Origin of the sequence: Mycobacterium marseillense (assembly GCF_010731675.1) — a bacterium.
Classification (GTDB): domain Bacteria; phylum Actinomycetota; class Actinomycetes; order Mycobacteriales; family Mycobacteriaceae; genus Mycobacterium; species Mycobacterium marseillense.
On record NZ_AP022584.1, the window covers coordinates 774,806 to 791,965 of the forward strand.

17 protein-coding genes and 1 pseudogene are annotated in these 17,160 nt (G+C 67.5%); 15 read left to right on the forward strand and 3 right to left on the reverse strand.

From position 1 onward, the window contains the following. Nucleotides 1-33: 33 nt before the first annotated feature. Nucleotides 34-1,101 carry a DoxX family protein gene (locus G6N26_RS03400; RefSeq protein WP_067169888.1) on the reverse strand — a complete coding sequence of 356 codons (1,068 nt, stop codon included), beginning with the start codon at nucleotides 1,099-1,101 and terminating at the stop codon, nucleotides 34-36. A 95-nt stretch (nucleotides 1,102-1,196) separates the two neighbouring features. Between G6N26_RS03400 and pncA the strand changes: the two genes are divergently transcribed. Continuing rightward, nucleotides 1,197-1,757, forward strand: coding sequence for a pyrazinamidase PncA (gene pncA / locus G6N26_RS03405; RefSeq protein WP_155524097.1), 561 nt, complete (start codon nucleotides 1,197-1,199; stop codon nucleotides 1,755-1,757). After that, nucleotides 1,757-2,557, forward strand: a complete 801-nt coding sequence (locus G6N26_RS03410; RefSeq protein WP_083017109.1) for a ketosteroid isomerase family protein — start codon at nucleotides 1,757-1,759, stop codon at nucleotides 2,555-2,557. Before pncA ends, G6N26_RS03410 begins: the two co-directional genes overlap by 1 nt. Before the next feature lie 11 nt (nucleotides 2,558-2,568). On the opposite strand, the gene G6N26_RS03415 is transcribed toward G6N26_RS03410, so the two are convergent. Next, nucleotides 2,569-2,919, reverse strand: coding sequence for a DoxX family protein (locus tag G6N26_RS03415; protein WP_067169877.1), 351 nt, complete (start codon nucleotides 2,917-2,919; stop codon nucleotides 2,569-2,571). Between the two features lie 165 nt (nucleotides 2,920-3,084). Between G6N26_RS03415 and G6N26_RS03420 the strand changes: the two are divergent. The 6 genes and pseudogenes from G6N26_RS03420 to G6N26_RS03445 all read left to right on the forward strand — a co-directional run. Beyond that, nucleotides 3,085-4,000 (forward strand): annotated as a pseudogene (locus G6N26_RS03420) (sigma-70 family RNA polymerase sigma factor); the annotation flags it as partial. A 68-nt stretch (nucleotides 4,001-4,068) separates the two neighbouring features. Then, on the forward strand, nucleotides 4,069-5,394 hold the full coding sequence (locus G6N26_RS03425) for an ABC transporter substrate-binding protein (protein ID WP_083017112.1): 1,326 nt from the start codon (nucleotides 4,069-4,071) through the stop codon (nucleotides 5,392-5,394). A gap of 5 nt (nucleotides 5,395-5,399) precedes the next feature. Next, nucleotides 5,400-6,359: a carbohydrate ABC transporter permease gene (locus G6N26_RS03430; RefSeq protein ID WP_232067564.1), complete on the forward strand. Its 960-nt coding sequence runs from the start codon at nucleotides 5,400-5,402 to the stop codon at nucleotides 6,357-6,359. A gap of 22 nt (nucleotides 6,360-6,381) precedes the next feature. Then, nucleotides 6,382-7,188, forward strand: a complete 807-nt coding sequence (locus G6N26_RS03435) for a carbohydrate ABC transporter permease (protein ID WP_263644002.1) — start codon at nucleotides 6,382-6,384, stop codon at nucleotides 7,186-7,188. Nucleotides 7,189-7,190: 2 nt separating this feature from the next. Further along, nucleotides 7,191-8,261 carry an ABC transporter ATP-binding protein gene (locus G6N26_RS03440; protein WP_083017251.1) on the forward strand — a complete coding sequence of 357 codons (1,071 nt, stop codon included), beginning with the start codon at nucleotides 7,191-7,193 and terminating at the stop codon, nucleotides 8,259-8,261. Between the two features lie 66 nt (nucleotides 8,262-8,327). After that, the gene (locus G6N26_RS03445) at nucleotides 8,328-9,293 is read left to right on the forward strand and encodes a patatin-like phospholipase family protein (RefSeq protein ID WP_067169860.1); all 966 of its coding nucleotides are present in this window, start codon (nucleotides 8,328-8,330) and stop codon (nucleotides 9,291-9,293) included. Between the two features lie 21 nt (nucleotides 9,294-9,314). On the opposite strand, the gene G6N26_RS03450 is transcribed toward G6N26_RS03445, so the two are convergent. Next, on the reverse strand, nucleotides 9,315-9,602 hold the full coding sequence (locus G6N26_RS03450) for a DUF3349 domain-containing protein (RefSeq protein ID WP_083017114.1): 288 nt from the start codon (nucleotides 9,600-9,602) through the stop codon (nucleotides 9,315-9,317). Between the two features lie 222 nt (nucleotides 9,603-9,824). Between G6N26_RS03450 and G6N26_RS03455 the strand changes: the two genes are divergently transcribed. The 7 genes from G6N26_RS03455 to G6N26_RS03485 all read left to right on the forward strand — a co-directional run bounded on the left by G6N26_RS03455 (nucleotide 9,825) and on the right by G6N26_RS03485 (nucleotide 17,153). After that, on the forward strand, nucleotides 9,825-10,658 hold the full coding sequence (locus G6N26_RS03455; protein WP_083017116.1) for a DUF3097 family protein: 834 nt from the start codon (nucleotides 9,825-9,827) through the stop codon (nucleotides 10,656-10,658). Between the two features lie 73 nt (nucleotides 10,659-10,731). Continuing rightward, complete coding sequence (gene efeU, locus G6N26_RS03460) at nucleotides 10,732-12,351, forward strand: iron uptake transporter permease EfeU (protein WP_083017118.1); 1,620 nt, start codon at nucleotides 10,732-10,734, stop codon at nucleotides 12,349-12,351. 37 nt (nucleotides 12,352-12,388) lie between these two features. Beyond that, complete coding sequence (gene efeO / locus G6N26_RS03465; protein ID WP_179960337.1) at nucleotides 12,389-13,573, forward strand: iron uptake system protein EfeO; 1,185 nt, start codon at nucleotides 12,389-12,391, stop codon at nucleotides 13,571-13,573. Between the two features lie 2 nt (nucleotides 13,574-13,575). After that, on the forward strand, nucleotides 13,576-14,892 hold the full coding sequence (gene efeB / locus G6N26_RS03470) for an iron uptake transporter deferrochelatase/peroxidase subunit (RefSeq protein WP_083017120.1): 1,317 nt from the start codon (nucleotides 13,576-13,578) through the stop codon (nucleotides 14,890-14,892). Nucleotides 14,893-15,055: 163 nt separating this feature from the next. Then, nucleotides 15,056-15,580, forward strand: coding sequence for an OsmC family protein (locus tag G6N26_RS03475; RefSeq protein ID WP_083017122.1), 525 nt, complete (start codon nucleotides 15,056-15,058; stop codon nucleotides 15,578-15,580). 5 nt (nucleotides 15,581-15,585) lie between these two features. Further along, nucleotides 15,586-16,089 carry a cyanase gene (cynS, locus tag G6N26_RS03480; protein WP_083017254.1) on the forward strand — a complete coding sequence of 168 codons (504 nt, stop codon included), beginning with the start codon at nucleotides 15,586-15,588 and terminating at the stop codon, nucleotides 16,087-16,089. After that, on the forward strand, nucleotides 16,086-17,153 hold the full coding sequence (locus G6N26_RS03485; protein ID WP_083017123.1) for an acyl-CoA dehydrogenase family protein: 1,068 nt from the start codon (nucleotides 16,086-16,088) through the stop codon (nucleotides 17,151-17,153). The genes cynS and G6N26_RS03485 overlap by 4 nt, the downstream gene beginning before the upstream one ends. The last annotated feature ends 7 nt before the right edge of the window (nucleotides 17,154-17,160 follow it).

Sequence of the window (17,160 nt, forward strand, 5' to 3'; positions counted from 1 at the left end):
CGTCATCGGACTAGGTCCACCAGCCCGACGCAATTACCAGGCCAGCTTGCGGCGGCCGGTCTCGACCTGCCCGCCGACGCGCTCGCGCGCGGTGTCGGCGAGGTGGCTGCCGCGCTTGCGCGCGGTTTCGGCGAGTTCCTCGGAGCGTGCCCGCGCCGTGTCGGCCAGCTTCTCACTGCGCTTGCGTGCCTTCTTGGCCAGCTTCTCACTGCGCTTGCGTGCCTTCTTGGCCAGTGGCGCGGCGCGGTCGGCGGCCTCGTCGGCCAGCTCTTCGCCGCGCTTGCGTGCCTTCTCGGCCAGATAGGCGGCGCGGTCGGCGGCCTCGTCGGCCCATTCCTCGCCGCGCTTGCGTGCCTTCTTCGCCAGCGGCCTGCTTCGCTCGGCCGCGGTGCTGGCCAATTCGCGGCCGCGTTCCAGCGCGGTCTCGGCATACGGTGCACCGCGGTGCGCTGCCGTGCTGGCCAATTCGCGGCCGCGTTCCAGCGCGGCTTCGGCATAGGGCGCACCCCGTTCCGCGGCGGTGCTGGCCAATTCGCGGCCACGTTCGGCACCGACCTGCAAGCCGTGCGCGATCCGGTCGCCCAGCTCCGAAAAATCTGCGTCGAAGGTCGAATCGTCGGATCCGGGCCACGCCGACGACACCCGGTCCGAGAGCCGTTCGGCCGCCCGGCGTCCGCGCCACCCCAGCGACGGCTTGCCCGCGGTGTCGGCGGAGGCGATCAACAAGCCGCCCAACAGGCTGAGGTCGGTCAGAAACTGCTGACGTTTCTGCGCTTTGGCCGCGGGATCGCTTTCGTTCCAGAACGAGTGCGCCCCGATGTTGGCGGGCAACACCGTCACCGCCAGCGCGGCCGACGCGATGCGGGGAAGCTTGCCGGTGGCAAGGAGCAGGCCGCCACCGATCTGGACGGCCGCGGTGATTTGGGCGACCGTTTCGGGGTCGCTCGGAATGTTGCCGCTCACCGAATCTGGCAACGCCTGGAGGCCATCCACCGCCGGCGCCGCCGCCTGGGCCGCCGATTTGGGATTGAGTAGTGAATTGACTCCTTGCCCGATGAACGCGACTGACAACAGGGGTCGCGCGATTCTCCTGATCACCATGGCCCGTGTATTACCCGACTGCCTATCGAGCAAACCGCGACGCCGATTTGCGCAGCTAGGGCGGCGCCGCGGCCCGCCCGGATAGTCTGGAGCCCGTGCGAGCGTTGATCATCGTCGACGTGCAAAACGATTTCTGCGAGGGTGGCGCCGTGCCGGTGACCGGCGGCGCCGCCGTGGCGCCCGCCATCAACACCTACCTGGCCGGCTCGCCGGGCTATCGCCACGTGGTGGCGACCCAGGACTTCCACATCGACCCGGGCGAGCACTTCTCCGACCGGCCGGACTATTCCTCGACCTGGCCCCCGCACTGCGTCGCCGGCAGCGTGGGCGCGGAACTTCGCCCCGACTTGGACACCACGCCCATCGACGCCGTCTTTCGCAAAGGCGCGTACTCCGCGGGGTACAGCGGCTTCGACGGCGCCGACCAGAACGGCACGCCCCTCCTGGAGTGGTTGCGGCAGCGCGGCGTTGACGACGTCGACGTGGTCGGCATCGCCACCGACCATTGCGTCCGGCGGACCGCCGAGGACGCGGCCCGGGCCGGTCTGAGGACCCGGGTGATCGTGGACCTGACCGCGGCCACGGCACCGGACTCCGCCGCCCAGGCGCTGGCGGACATGGAATCCGTTGGCGTCGAATTGGTGGGGGGACCCTGATGGTGGTGCCGCTGGACCGGGAACGTCTGCTCGCGGCGGTGGAGCGCTCGCCGCAGGCGGCCGCCGCGCACGATCGCACCGGATGGGTGGGGCTGTTCACCGGCGACGCCCGCGTCCAGGACCCGGTGGGTTCGCGGCCCCACGTGGGGCATGAGCAGATCGGCCGCTTCTACGACACGTTCATCGGCCCGCGCGACATCAAATTCCATCGCGATCTCGACATCGTCTTCGGCACGGCGGTGCTGCGCGATCTCGAGCTCGAGGTCGCCATGGGTCCCGCCGTGACCATGTACATTCCCGCGTTGCTGCGCTACGACCTCCGAGAAGCCAACGGCGACTGGCTGATCGGCCAACTACGGGCGTATTGGGAGCTGCCCGCCATGATGGCGCAGTTCCTGCGCGCCGGGCCGGGCGCGGTGAGCCCCGCGCTGCACCTGTCCAAAGGCCTGCTGACCAATCAGGGATGGCAGGGGACCGCCGGATTCATGGCCGGATTCCGGCGCGTGGGTGCGCGCCACCAACGGCTGGTGCGCAGTTTTGTGGCGGCCGCCGCGCGAGGAGACACGTTCGTCGCGGCGCGGACGCTGTCACCAAGGGCCACAATAACTTTGGGTGATCGCGACCCGCTCGAACCGGCCGAACTGGTGGAACAACTGAACGGGGCCGGTGCGACCAAGGTGATCAGCGCCGGCCCGACGGTCGCGGTCTCGATCAACTCCGACCACGGGCGCGCCATCCTGTTCGCCGATGTGGCGTGGCGCCGCAACGCCATCAACCGGATCCGGTACTTTCCCGGCTGATCCGGCGATGTTCAGCGGGCGACCATCAGCGCCAGCGACGTCGCGGACAGGCACAAGTAGGCCGCCGGGAACGCGATGTTGTACAGGACGCGCGCCTTCACGTGCGTCAACACCGCGCCGACGAAAAACAGAACCAGGCCCGCGGCGGCCGCGATGCCCAATTGGCGTGGACCCAACAGCCCGACCACGATCCCGGCGGCCCCGGCCAGCTTCACCGCGCCCAGCGCCGGTAACCAGGAACGGGGCACGCCGACTTGGGCGGAGTTCGCCAGCACGAATCGAGCCGGAACGAAATCGGCGATGGCGATTGCGGCGGTGACGGCCGCGGTCGACAGCGTGATCACGACAAGTGCGGTGTTCATCTGGATCAATCCCTTGTCGCGCAGCGAATTCCGCCACGAATTGTCTGGTTGGTGAGCGCGCCGCGGCGCACAATCGGTAGGGTCATGGTGTTGGTCTCCTTCGCGACAGGAAGTCCGGTGGACGCGGTCATCTCCTTGACGATTTCCGTGCAGAAAAGGTGACCCATGAGCGCAACAACGGATTTGGTGGCTCTCGCACAGCGCTTCGACGCGGACCGGCGCCACCTGCGATCGGTCGCGTTCCAGCTTTTGGGCTCGGTGGCCGACGCGGACGACGCGGTGCAGTCGGCGTGGCTGAAGGCCAGCCGCGCGGACTTTCACGCCGTCGACAACCTCTCCGGTTGGTTCACGACGATCACTGCCCGTGAGGCGCTGGACCAGCTGCGGGCGCGCAAGCGGCGGGCCGAGCAGCCCCTCGCCGAACCCGACGAGCTGGACCGGCTGGCTGAGGCGGCGTCGGCCCCTGCCGACGAGGACGCGCTGCTGGCCGAGTCGGTGAGCAGCGCCCTGCTCGTCGTGCTCGACCGCCTCTCACCGGCACAGCGCGTCGCTTTCGTGCTGCACGACGTGTTCGCCATGCCATTCGAGACGATCGCCGCGTTGTTGCACCGGTCGCCGGATGCCGCGAAGAAACTCGCCAGCCGGGCCCGCGGCCGCCTGCATGCCGCCCCGCCCGCCGCACCCCGCGGCACCCCCGACCACCTCGAGGTGGTCGAGGCGTTTTTGGCGGCCTGCCGCGGCGGCGACATCGCCGGTCTGCTCGAGCTGCTGGCTCCCGACGTTGTGCGCACGGTCGACCGGGCCCTGGTGCCCGCCGACGTGCCCACCACGGTGCGCGGCGCCAGGCAGGTCGCCGAGGAGACCCGCCGTTTCACCCGGCGGGCGCGCGCCGGTGCTGTCATGCTCATCGACGGGACACCGGGCATCGTGATCGCCACCCACGGGCGCGCTCAAATTCTGCTGGTGATCGGCATCGGGGCCGACGGTCGCATCCACACGATCGACATCACCGGCGACGCCGAGCGCATCCGACGGGCGGCGCTGACGTTGCCACGCCGGCCGATCCAGGAACATCACAACCTCATCGGGTACCAAGGACGTCAGAGGGAGCCGGCCGACGGCCGGGACCACGGCTAGACCGGGAGAGCCATGCTCGATAAGCCGTTCGGACGGCGCAGCCTGCTGCGGGGCGCCGGCGCGCTGTCCGCCGCCGCGCTGGCGCCGTGGTCCGCCGGATGCGCTCCCGACGACGACGCGCTGACCTTCTTTTTCGCGGCCAATCCGGACGAGCGTGAGGCGAGGATGCGCATCGTCGACGAGTTCGCGCGCCGCCATCCCGACATCAAGGTGCGTGCGGTGTTGTCCGGGCCGGGCGTCATGCAACAGCTTTCGACGTTTTGTGTCGGCGGCAAATGCCCCGACGTGCTGATGACGTGGGAACTTTCTTACGCTGAACTCGCCGACCGCGGCGTGCTGCTGGATCTCGACGACCTGTTGGCGCGGGACAAAGCGTTCGCCCAGCAGCTCAAAGCGGACAGTATTCCGGCGCTGTATGAAACGTTCAGGTTCAACGGAAGACAGTTCGCGCTCCCCGAACAGTGGTCGGGAAACTACCTGTTCTACAACAAGCGGTTGTTCGCCGACGCCGGGGTACCGGCCCCGCCCAGCACGTGGGAACGGCCTTGGGATTTCAGCGAATTCCTGGACACCGCACGCGCGCTGACCAAGCGCGACGCCTCCGGGCGGGCTGCGCAGTACGGCTTCGTCAACACCTGGGTGTCGACCTACTCGGCGGGATTGTTCGCGATGAACAACGGCGTCCCGTGGTCCCACCCGCGGGTGAATCCGACCCACCTCAATTTCGACGACGCCGCCTTCCAGGAGGCGGTGCAGTTCTACGCCGACCTGGCCAACGAACATCGGGTCGCGCCGAACGCATCGGAGACGCAGTCGATGTCCACCCCCAACCTGTTCGCGGTGGGGCGGGCGGCGATCGCGCTGGGTGGGCACTGGCGCTACCAAACCTACCTGCGCGCCGAGGACCTCGATTTCGACGTCGCGCCGTTGCCGGTCGGTCCGGCGCTGGCCAACCGAGGAGCCGCGTGTTCGGACGTCGGCGCCACCGGGCTGGGCATCTCGTCGACCAGTCCACGCAAGGAACAGGCCTGGGAGTTCGTGAAATTCGCGACGGGTCCCATCGGCCAGGCGCTGATCGGTGAATCCTGCCTGTTCGTTCCCGTCCTGCGGTCGGCCCTCAATTCGGAAGGTTTCGCCAACGCCCATCGAAGGATCGGCAATCTGAGCGTGCTCACCGAAGGCCCGGCGTTTTCGCAAGGCTTGCCGATCACGCCGGCGTGGGAGAAGGTGAACGCCTTGATGGACCGCAACTTTGGCCCCATCCTGCGGGGGCGCGAACCGGCGACGTCGTTGGCAGGCCTGTCCCGCTCCGTCGACGAAGTGCTGCGCAGCCCATGACCGCGATGCACTCGGGTGGCGCGACCGCTCCAGCGCGGAAGGCGCGCGGAAAAGCTCAGGACAACCCGAGCCCATGGCGCCGGCGCGCCTGGGCGGGCCGGCTGTTCGTCGCGCCCAACCTGGTTGCGGTCGCCGTGTTCATGCTCTTTCCGCTGGGCTTCTCGCTCTACATGAGCTTCCAGCGGTGGGACGTGTTCACCCCGCCGAAATTCGTGGGACTGAAGAACTTCGGGGAACTGTTCACCTCGGATCCGCTGTTCCTGATCGCGATCCGCAACACGGTGATCTTCACCCTGGGGACGGTGGTGCCCACCGTGGTCATCAGTTTGGCCGTCGCCGGTGTGCTGAACCAGAAAGTCAGGGGCATCAGCGTTTTCCGCACCATTGTCTTTCTCCCCTTGGCGATCTCGTCGGTGGTCATGGCCGTGGTGTGGCAGTTCGTTTTCAATACCGACAATGGCTTGCTCAACATCATGCTGGGCTGGTTTGGGCTCGGCCCCGTCCCGTGGTTGGTCGAACCGCGCTGGGCCATGGTCTCGCTGTGCATCGTCAGCGTGTGGCGCAGCGTGCCGTTCGCCGCGGTCGTCTTGTTGGCCGCGATGCAGGGTGTGCCGGGGACGGTGTACGAGGCGGCCAAGATCGACGGAGCCGGCGAGATAAGGCAATTCGTCTCGATCACGGTCCCGTTGATCCGGGGGTCGATCTCGTTTGTGGTCATCATCTCGGTCATCCACGCCTTCCAGGCGTTTGACATGGTCTACGTCCTCACCGGCGCCAACGGCGGACCGGAATCGGCGACCTACGTCCTGGGCATCATGCTGTTCCAGCACGCGTTTTCGTTCCTCGAGTTCGGCTACGCATCCGCGCTGGCGTGGGTGATGTTCGCGGTCCTGCTGGTGCTGACCGTGGTGCAGTTGAAAGTCAGCCATCGACGTTCTTTGGAGACTTCGCGTGGGCTTAAGTGAGGGTGTCATCAGGCGGACCGCGATGCGCGGCGGCATGGTCTATGCCGCGCTGCTCGCCATCGCTTGGTGCGCGCTGTTCCCGATCGCCTGGGCGGTGTCGGGCTCGCTGAAAACCGAGGGCGAGGTCAGCGAGCCCACCCTGCTGCCGGCGCACCCGCGGTGGTCCAACTACACCGAAGTGTTCGCGCTGCTGCCGTTCGGGCGGATGTTCTTCAACACCGTGCTGTACGCGGGCTGTGTCACCGCGGGGCACGTGTTCTTTTGCTCGCTGGCCGGATATGCGTTCGCGCGACTGGATTTCCGCGGCCGCGACGCGCTGTTCGTGGTGTATTTGGGCACGCTGATGGTACCGCTGACGGTGACGGTGATCCCGCAGTTCCTCGTCATGCGGGCGCTGGGATGGGTCGACACTCCCTGGGCGATGATCGTACCGGGTTTCTTCGGCAGTGCGTTCGGCACGTACCTGATGCGGCAATTCTTCCGGACCCTGCCCACCGATCTGGAGGAAGCGGCGATCCTCGACGGCTGTTCGCCGTGGCAGGTCTATTGGCGAATCCTGCTGCCCCACGCCAGGCCGGCGGTGATGGTGCTCGCGGTGCTCACCTGGGTCAACGTCTGGAACGATTTTCTCTGGCCGCTGTTGATGATTCAGCGCAACAGTCTGGCCACTCTGACGCTGGGGCTGGTCCGGATGAAGGGTGAATACGTTGCCCGATGGCCGGTCCTGATGGCGACCTCGATCCTCATCATGCTGCCGCTGGTCGTCATCTACGCGTTCGCGCAGCGCTCGTTCGTTCGCGGCATCGCGGTCACCGGGATGGGTGGGTGATCATGGCCTCGGTGAGCTTCGAGCAGGCAACGCGACGCTATCCCGGGGCGGATCGGCCGGCCCTGGACAACCTGGATCTCGTTGTCGGCGACGGGGAATTCGTCGTTCTGGTGGGGCCATCCGGATGCGGCAAGACCACCTCGCTGCGGATGGTGGCCGGACTGGAAACCGTGGACTCCGGACGCATCCGGATCGGCGACCGGGACGTCACCCATGTCGATCCCAAAAACCGGGACGTCGCGATGGTCTTTCAGAACTATGCGCTCTACCCCCACATGACGGTGGCCGAAAACATGGGCTTCGCCATGAAAATCGCCAAAATCCCGAAGGCGCAGATCCGTGAACGCGTGTTGGATGCGGCGAAATTGCTCGACCTACAGCCGTATCTCGATCGCAAACCGAAGGACCTGTCCGGTGGTCAGCGCCAGCGCGTGGCGATGGGTCGCGCGATCGTGCGCCGCCCCCAGGTGTTCCTGATGGATGAACCGTTGTCCAATCTCGACGCCAAACTGCGGGTGCAGACCCGCAACCAGATCGCGGCATTGCAACGCCGGCTGGGCACGACCACCGTCTATGTCACCCACGATCAGGTGGAGGCGATGACCATGGGGGACCGCGTCGCCGTGCTGTGCGACGGCGTGCTGCAGCAATTCGCCCCGCCCCGCGAGCTCTACCGAAACCCGGCCAACGTCTTCGTGGCGGGTTTCATCGGGTCGCCGGCAATGAACCTGTTCACCCTGCCCGTCGCGGATTCGGCTATGGCGCTTGGCGATTGGTCCGTCCCGGTGCCGCGGGAGATCGCCGGCGCCGCGGGCGAGGTCGTCGTCGGGGTCCGTCCCGAACATTTCGAGCTGGGCGGCCATGGTGTCGAGATGGAGGTCGACGTGGTGGAGGAGCTCGGCGCGGACGCCTACCTCTACGGGCGAATCACCGGTTCCGGCAAGGTAATCGATGCGCCGATCGTGGCACGCGCCGACGGACGCAATCCACCGGCGCGGGGCAGCCGGGTGCGGCTGCATCCGCGGCCGGGACACCTGCATTTCTTCGGCGCGGATGGCCGCCGGCTGTGTTGATCGTGCTCCCGGTTTTCGGCGCGCCGCGCGGGCGCGGCCCGGCCCGGTCCGGCTAGGCTGGTGGCAGTGAGTGACGTGCGTGCCGACCTGGTATGTGAAGGCGGCGGTGTCCGGGGGATCGGGCTGGTGGGAGCGGTGGATGCGCTCGACCAGGCCGGGTACCGGTTTCCCCGCGTCGCGGGAAGCAGCGCGGGCGCCATCGTCGCGTCGCTGGTGGCCGCCCTGCAGGTCGCCGGTGAGCCGATCAGCCGGTTGGCCGACATCATGCGGGCCATCGATTACCGGAAGTTCCTCGACCGCAACCTGATCGGGCGGGTTCCGCTGATCGGTGGGGCGTTGTCGTTGCTGACGTCGGATGGTGTGTATCGGGGGGCCTACCTCGAAGAGTTGCTCGCCGGTCTGCTCGGTGATCTGGGCGTGCGGACGTTCGGCGATCTGCGCACGGGTGAACACCCCGAACAGTTCGCGTGGTCGCTCGTGGTGACCGCCAGCGACCTGTCCCGCCGCCGACTGGTGCGAATCCCGTGGGACCTCAGCACGTATGGCCTCGACCCCGATGAATTTTCGGTCGCGCGCGCGGTGCATGCGTCGTCGGCCATTCCGTACGTGTTCGAGCCCGTTCGGGTCGCGGGCGCGACGTGGGTGGACGGCGGATTGCTGTCGGACTTTCCGGTCCAGTTGTTCGACCGGCCGGACGCCCAGCCGCGGTGGCCCACCTTCGGAATCCGGCTGTCTGCGCGTCCCGGCATCCCGCCCACGCATCCCGTCCACGGTCCGGTGTCGTTGGGGCTCGCGGCGATAGAGACGCTGGTGAGCAACCAGGACAACGCCTACATCGACGATCCCTGCACCGTCCGGCGCACTATCTTCGTGGATGCCGACGAAGTCAGCCCGATCGACTTCGACATCACCGCGCAGCAGCGTGAAGCCCTCTACCACCGGGGATTGCAAGCGGGCCAACAGTTTCTGCGGACGTGGAGCTACGCGGACTATCTCGCAGCGTGCGCCGGCCCGGTGCCCAAATCGCCGTGACGGCGGCGAAGCCGCCGGGTGCTATCCGCGCGAGCAGCGGATCACATGAACGCGACGCTGGACACGCTCGACGTCATCCGGCGTCGGCAGCTGGTTGGTGATCCGGGTGATCTCCACGCCGATGTCGATGGGGCTGATCGGCCAGACGCGACGCGCGACGAGATCGCTTGCAATGGCGGTGATGTCGTGGCCACAGAGTCGTCGGCGCGTCAAAGCCACCAGTGGCACGTGACCGGGGGCCGGCATGCCGGTGGGGTAGCCGGCCCGCACAAACGCCACAATGCTTGTCACCCAATGCGACAAGTCCATTCGTCCACCTCGCTAACCGCCGCCGATTGCGCATGAGCGGCAGTGCTTGCCTTAGCTAGCAACGTACCATCGGCGACGTCATCAGCCAGGTAACGCCACACAGTTAAACGCATCTTTTTGCGGCTTGCCCGCGTTGGCGCGCCGAGAGTGATCTTGCCGACCATCGCCACGCCGTGGCGCGCCGTAACGCCGTTTGGCCGAAAGGCTTTCTAGGATTGCCGCGTGGTGGATCGCTATGGAGCCGATGTGCTGGCCGCGGGACGATGCAAGCCCCGCTCGACCGAACACCCGGCCGAACTGGGCCTGGTCGTCGAGGACGTCGAAACCGGCTACGTCGGCGCGGTGGTGCGTGTCGAATACGGTCGGGTGGACCTGGAAGATCGGCGGGGCCATGTGCGCGGCTTTCCTTTAGGCCCTGGCTATTTGCTTGAGGGGCGCCCCGTCATCCTCACCGCGCCGCGGCGGGCCGCCCCCGCCGCGGCGACCAGGACGGCGTCGGGCTCGGTCGCGGTGCCGGGCGTGCGCGCGCGGGTCGCGCGCGCCAGCAGAATCTATGTCGAGGGCCGCCACGACGCCGAACTCATCGCGCAGGTGTGGGGTGAGGACTTGAAGATCGAAGGCGTCGTCGTCGAGCAACTCGGCGGCGTCGACGATTTGGTGGACATCGTCGCCGAGTTCGCGCCCGGCCCGGGTCGGCGCCTCGGAGTGCTCGTCGACCACCTGGTCACCGGCTCCAAGGAAGCCCGCATCGCCGACGCGGTGCGACGCGGCCCGGGCGGCGCCGACACCCTCGTCGTCGGTCACCCCTACGTCGACATCTGGCAGGCCGTGAAGCCGCAGCGGCTGGGTCTGGCGAAATGGCCGGACGTGCCGCGGCAGCTCGACTGGAAGCACGGCGCGTGCCAGGCGCTTCGCCTGCCGCATGCCGATCAGGCCGACATCGCCAGGGCGTGGCGGCATATCCGTTCGCGGGTGCGCGACTGGAACGATCTGGAGCCGGCGCTGATCAGCCGGGTCGAGGAACTCATCGACTTCGTGACGCACCCGGCCGGCTGACGGCCAGGGCCCGGTCGGCTCCTGTCAGGTCGGCTACGCTGAGCCGCAGATCGGCGGGACAGAAATAGGGCGCATGCAGGGCGTATTCGGCGTATACGGTGTTTTCATAGGCACGTTCCTCATCGGCCTGCGCGAAGGCCTCGAGGCTTCGCTCATCGTGAGCATCGTCGGCGCCTTCCTCAAGCGCAACGGCCAGACCATCCGCCCGATGTTCGCCGGTGTGGCCGTGGCCGTGTTGCTCAGTGTCGCGGTGGGTATCGGCCTCGACCTGTTCGCCGCGAGCCTGCCGCAGGTCCAGCAAGAGATGATGGAAACCGTCATCAACGCCATCGCCGTGGTGTTCGTGACGTCGATGATCATCTGGATGAACGGCAACGCCGCGCAGCTCAAGGGCGAACTCGAGCGCGACGCCCGCCAGGCCGTGAACCGTGGCGGCGCGCTGGCGCTGGCCGTGATGGCGTTTCTCGCCGTCCTCAAGGAGGGCTTCGAGACGTCGGTGTTCTTGCTGGCCGCCGCCCAGACGTCGCACGGCAACCGCTGGTTCGCCCTGCTCGGCGGCGCGGTGGGCATCGCAACGGCGATCGGGCTCGGCGTGGGCCTGTACTTCGGTGGCGTGCGGCTCAACCTCGGCCGGTTCTTCCGGGTGACCGGGGTCTTCTTGGTGCTGATCGCCGCCGGGCTGGTGGTGGGTGCCTTGCGCACCGCACACGAGGCGGGCTGGGTGCGCATCGGCCAGCGGCGGGTGCTCGACCTGTCCGGGTGGATACCGAGCAATTCCGTCCTGGGCGCGGTGACCTCGGGCGTGTTCGGCATCCCTGCCGATCCGCGCCTGATCGAGGTGCTGGGCTGGCTGCTGTATGCCGTGTCGGTGCTCATCGTGTTCCTGTGGCCGGCCCGGCTCGCGGCCGCGCCGCGAGCCCGGAGCCGGCTGCTGGCGGCCGCCGCGGCGTTGCTGCTCATCGTGGCGGCGGGGCTGACGATCATGGCGCCGGCCGGGAGCTCGTCGCTGAACGCGCGGGCGCGCACCGTCACCGACCGCGCGGGCCGCACCGCGGCCGTGTCGATAGGGACCGGTCCGCACGGGCGTGAGCTGACCGTGGCCTCGGGGGGCGCCGCGAGCATCCACAGCATCGTGCTTGTCCCGGCGGACCACCAAACCGTGGACGGCTTGCCGGTACAGGTGTGGCAGGCTTCCGAGGCCGCCGGTGCCGACGGCGCGCCGGAAGTCACGCTGGATCAGTTGCTGAGCATGGCGGGGGGCCGGCTACCCGTTGGTCTCGGGGTCGGCCGCACGCCGGGGCCGTTTCAGGGTCAATGGTCGACGACGACCGTCTACACCGTGCTCGCGCAGGGTGATGTCGTGGTGCGCGCGCAAGCGACGAGCAACCGCACGGCGATCTTGACCGGTGGCGGGCTGACGGGGGCGAAGACCGTCAGTCTGGGCGGGCTGGCGACGGACTGGTCCACCTCCGCCGCCGAAGACCACTCGACTGCGGCCGAGATCGCCGCAAGCGGACGCAACCGCGGGGAGCGGCAGCTCTGGACTGTCTGGCTTCCACTGGTAATCGCGGGTTTTGCGTTGGCATGCGCGTTGTCAGCGATAGCCTCGGGGCGCGGGGACCGCGGGCAAACCGACGAGAGGAAATCGATTGATGGTGAATCGCATCGCCGCGGCAGCGTGCCGGCCTCGTGAATTCGTGCTGACTGCAACGGTTCTCGTTGCGGTGGCGGTGCTGCCGGTGGCCGCATGTAGCCATTCGAACGGCCAGTCCGCCCCTTCGAGAGCCGGGCAAGGCGGCCGGCCCGGCGGCACCAGCGCGGTCAAGGTCACCATGGCCAACGACGCCGGCAAGGACGGCTGCGCGCTGGACACCGCCTCCGTGCCCGCCGGGCCGGTGACCTTCACGGTGGCCAACACGAACGCGCCCGGGATCAACGAGGTCGAATTGCTCAGGGACCAGCGGATCATCGGCGAGAAGGAGAACCTTGCACCCGGCCTGGACCCGGTGTCGTTCACCGTCACGCTGGACGGCGGCGCCTACCAGCTTTACTGCCCCGGGGCGAGCACGGAATACCAGACCTTGACGGTGACGGGTACCGCGCCGGCGACGCCGACGGGCACCGTGGCCAGCATCCTGAGCCAGGGCACCAAGGACTACGCGGCCTACGTCGTCAATCAGATCACCCAGCTCAACGACGCTGTGAAAGTCCTCGATGCGGCGGTGCAGTCGGGCAGCCTCAAGGCCGCGAAGACGTCCTACGCCAAAGCCCGGTTGTTCTGGGAGCGTTCGGAGTCCACCGTGGAGGGCTTCGTGCTGCCGGGCTTCGCGGTCGGTGACAACGCCGGCAACCTCGACTATCTGATCGACATGCGGGAGTCCACCCCGGTCGACGCCAAGGTCGGATGGAAGGGATTCCACGCCATCGAGCGTGACCTGTGGCAGGGCGGCGCGATCAGCGCCGCAACGAAGACGTTCAGCACCGAATTGGTCGGCAACGTCGGCAAATTGAACGGCATCGTCACCACTTTGGCCTACAAGCCCGAGGACCTGGCCAACGGTGCCAGCGACCTGATCGAAGAGATCCAAAACACCAAGATCACCGGCGAGGAAGAGGCCTTCAGTCACATTGATCTGATGGACTTTTCGGGGAACGTCGAAGGTGCCCAGCAGGCATACGCGTCGCTGCGGCCGGGCCTGGACAGGATCGACGCCAATCTCGTCACGCAAATCGATCAGCAGTTTCGCGACGTGCTCGCCGTGCTGGACGGGTACCGCGACCCCACCGCCCTGGGTGGCTACCGGACCTACACCCCCGCGCTGAAGGCCAGCGATGCGCCGAAGCTCACCGCGGTCATCCAGCCGCTCCACCAGAGCCTGTCCACCGTTGCCCAAAAAGTCGTCGCGGGCGGCTGATCGTGACCGACGATGAAACCGGTTTCACCACCGACGCTCCGGACGGCGTTGGAGCACAGTCGGATTCGGCCGCGGTGTCGCGCCGGCGCGCGCTCGGCGGCGTCATGCTCGCCGGGCTCAGCGGCGCCGCCCTCGGCGCCGTCGGGGGCGGCCTGGCCGGGCACGCCATGGCGGCCGGACAGCGCGGCGACGACGACGACACCGTCGACCTGCGTCGCAGTTACCCCTTCTACGGGCAAGCTCACCAGGGCGGAATCGACACCCCGCCACAGCGTTACGCAATGTTCATGTCCTTCTCCGTGGCCGCCGGCGCCGGCCGCGCCGAGCTGCAGACCCTGCTGGCTCGATGGTCGGCCGCGGCCGCAATCCTGCAGCAGGGGAAGCCGGTTGGTACCGTGCAGCCGCAGGTCGACGTGCAGCCGCCCGCCGACACGGGAGAGGCCTACGGGTTGAGTCCCGCCAGCCTGACCGTCACCATCGGGTTGGGCCCGGCCCTATTCGGTGACCGATTCGGCCTGGCCGCACGCCGGCCCGCCGGATTCACCGACCTGCCGCCCCTCAACGGGGACAACCTCGATCCCCGCTTGCACGGCGGCGACCTGTCCGTGCAGGCATGCGCCGACGACCCCCAGGTGTGCTACCACGCAGTGCGTAACTTGGCCCGGCTCGGCCGCAACATCGTCTCGCCGTTCTGGGCGGTGCTGGGATTCGGCCGCGCCTCGGCCGGCCCGGGTCAGCACACACCGCGAAACCTGTTGGGATTCAAAGACGGAACCCGCAATGTCGCCACGGACGCGGAGTACCACAATTTCGTGTGGGTCGACAACAGCGACCAGCCCTGGATGAACGGCGGGACCTACCAGGTCGTCCGCAAGATCCGGATGCTGCTGGAAACATGGGATGTCGACCGGATCGGCAACCAGCAGAGGATCTTCGGCCGCACCAAGGACGAAGGCGCACCGCTAAGCGGCAAGACCGAATTCGATACGCCCAACTTCGCCGCCAAGGGCGCCGACGGCAGCCCGCTCATCGATCCGATGTCCCACGTCGGCCTGGCCGCCCGCGAAAACAACGACGGCATCATGATCCGCCGGCGCTCCTACAACTACACCGACGGTCTGGACTCCAACGGCCAACTCAATGCCGGTCTGCTGTTCCTTTCGTATCAAAACGATCCGCAAGATTTTATCCGCCTGCAGAACCGGCTGGGCGCCCACGATCTGCTCAACGAATACATCCGTCACATCGGATCAGCAATCTTCGCGGTGCCTCCCGCGCCGGCTGAAGGGCACTACATCGGCCAAAGCCTGTTCCGCTGAGCAAACGTCGCCGCCCCGCGGTGGCCGCTGAGGGGCGCCGTGTTTCGTCCGTGTGATGTCTTGTGTCGGGGCGGTAAATCAATCCCGCCCGCCGTCACGCATCGGTGCCCGCCGAGCACTAACTCCGTGAAACCGCAGAATCAGCGAGAAACGGAGAACTCACATGACCGACGCGCTCGTAATCGACGCCGAAGGCCTTGACCGGCTGTCCTGTAACGCCAAGGCCAACCCCGAGACCGGCAAGAAGACGCTCAAAGCCACGACGGTGTGTGAGACCGGGTTTCGCAACATGACCTACGTCCGCGACTTGGCGCCGATGCTGGTGGGGGAGCCCCCTGCCCTACTCGGTGATGACTCGGCCCCCAACCCCTCCGAGACCGCCCTGGCCGCGCTGGGCTCGTGCGTCTCCGTGGGGCTGCTGGCCAACGCCACCCACCGCGGCGTGACCCTCACCAAAATCGAGGTCGAGATGGAAGGCGACATCGACATCTCCGCGGTCTGGGGCGTGGGGGACACTCCGGAACGAAAGCGCCTCGGGTTCAGCGACATCCGCTGCACAGTGCGCCTGGCCGGCGACGCCGACGAGGCCACGCTCAAGGAAATCCACGACAACGCCATCGCGTGGTCGCCGGTCGTGAACACGTTTCGCAACCCGGTGAGCGTCGAATCGACTCTGTGCACCGGATGAACGTCATGCCGCAAACCCGAACCACGGCAGAAACATACACCAAATCCGACCTCGCCGAGGCCATCCGGCTGGCCCGCGCCCGGCAAGGACTGAGCTGGGCGGCAATCGCCGAAACCCTTGGCAAGGACCCGGTATGGACGGTCGCCGCGCTGCTCGGGCAGCATCCGCTGTCGGCTGGCGACGCCCGTGCGGTGGCGTCGCTCCTCGGCCTCGACGATGAGGCGGTGGCCGTCCTGCAAATGATGCCGCACCGGGGATCCGATGCGACGATAGCGAAAGATCCAACGATCTACCGGTTCCACGAGGCGCTGGGGGTCTACGGCCCGGCGATCAAAGAACTCATCCATGAAGAATTCGGGGACGGCATCATGAGCGCTATCAACTTTCAGCTCAGCGTGCAGCGCCGTCCGCACCCGCAGGGCGACAGAGTGGTCGTCACATTCGACGGCAAGTTCCTCGATTACGCGTGGCAACACTCCGCCGATCAGACTCAGGAGGCAGCGAAATGACGGCGACCCTGGATCCCGCGGCCAGCAGGCTGGATGTCGCTCTGTTGGAAGACATTCAGGCCCACGCCGCGGCGTTGGACGGTGGCGAGGGCCTTTCCCGTCGCAGCTTCACCGCGCTGGGGCAGGCCCGCCTGCTCGGAATCGGCGCCCCGGGCAACTTCGACGGCCTGCTCCCGGCGATGGCCGAGGTGATCCAGGCGATCTCCGGGACGTGCATGAGCACCGGTTTCTCGCTGTGGGCCCATCGCATGACCGTCGAGTATTTGCTCACGGCGGCAACCCCGTTCAGCGCGCCCGCCGCAGAACGACTACTGTCGGGAACCGTGCTGGGAGTCACCGGCATGGCCGCGGCGTTCAAGGAGGCGGCCGGATGTGGCAGCGTGGAATTGACCGCGACAACGGTGACGGGCGGCTATCGCGTGTCCGGTCCGATCAGATGGGCCAGTAACCTCTACCCCGACTCGACCATGGTGACGGCGGTGCGCACCGATGCCGGTGAGAGATTGATCGTCGCCTTGCCGTTGGACACACCCGGGGTTCTCGTGGGCGAGCACTTCGACCTGCTGGCCATGGGGAGCACGGCCTCGTCGTATCTGAACCTCGATGGCGCTCACGTCCCCGACACGCAGGTGCTGTCACGCGATTTCGAGGGCTTTCTGCAAGCGGTCCGCCCGACTTTCCTTGTGCTGCAGTCGGCTATGTGTCTGGGGCTGGCCAGGACGGCTCTCGAGCAGAGCAGGCGGGGACTGGGCGGCGTCAACGCGGTGTTCGGCGCCGACGTCGACCGCGTCGCGGACAACCTCACCGAGGCCGAGACGACGCTGGCCCGTTTGGCCGAGGCGGTTGGCGGCCCCCGGTCGCCGGCCAAGAAGGAGTTGTTGTCGCTGCGGCTTACCGCGGCCGAACTGTCCAGCGCCAGCGCTGCTTTGGAGATCCGGACCGCCGGCGGCAAGGGATATGCGAGCCGCACGTCGGTAAGCCGGCGCTACCGGGAGGCCGCGTTCATCCCCGTCCAGTCACCGTCCGAAGGCCAACTGCGCTGGGAGTTGGCCCAATGCACCTGAGCATGGA

Bases quoted from the DNA above. Each gene is read 5' to 3' on its own strand.
- G6N26_RS03400 (WP_067169888.1), bottom strand. From the start codon at position 1,101: ATGGTGATCAGGAGAATCGCGCGACCCCTGTTGTCAGTCGCGTTCATC.
- G6N26_RS03410 (WP_083017109.1), top strand. From the start codon at position 1,757: ATGGTGGTGCCGCTGGACCGGGAACGTCTGCTCGCGGCGGTGGAGCGC.
- G6N26_RS03415 (WP_067169877.1), bottom strand. From the start codon at position 2,919: ATGAACACCGCACTTGTCGTGATCACGCTGTCGACCGCGGCCGTCACC.
- G6N26_RS03425 (WP_083017112.1), top strand. From the start codon at position 4,069: ATGCTCGATAAGCCGTTCGGACGGCGCAGCCTGCTGCGGGGCGCCGGC.
- G6N26_RS03430 (WP_232067564.1), top strand. From the start codon at position 5,400: ATGCACTCGGGTGGCGCGACCGCTCCAGCGCGGAAGGCGCGCGGAAAA.
- G6N26_RS03435 (WP_263644002.1), top strand. From the start codon at position 6,382: ATGCGCGGCGGCATGGTCTATGCCGCGCTGCTCGCCATCGCTTGGTGC.
- G6N26_RS03440 (WP_083017251.1), top strand. From the start codon at position 7,191: ATGGCCTCGGTGAGCTTCGAGCAGGCAACGCGACGCTATCCCGGGGCG.
- G6N26_RS03450 (WP_083017114.1), bottom strand. From the start codon at position 9,602: ATGGACTTGTCGCATTGGGTGACAAGCATTGTGGCGTTTGTGCGGGCC.
- efeU (WP_083017118.1), top strand. From the start codon at position 10,732: ATGCAGGGCGTATTCGGCGTATACGGTGTTTTCATAGGCACGTTCCTC.
- G6N26_RS03475 (WP_083017122.1), top strand. From the start codon at position 15,056: ATGACCGACGCGCTCGTAATCGACGCCGAAGGCCTTGACCGGCTGTCC.
- cynS (WP_083017254.1), top strand. From the start codon at position 15,586: ATGCCGCAAACCCGAACCACGGCAGAAACATACACCAAATCCGACCTC.
- G6N26_RS03485 (WP_083017123.1), top strand. From the start codon at position 16,086: ATGACGGCGACCCTGGATCCCGCGGCCAGCAGGCTGGATGTCGCTCTG.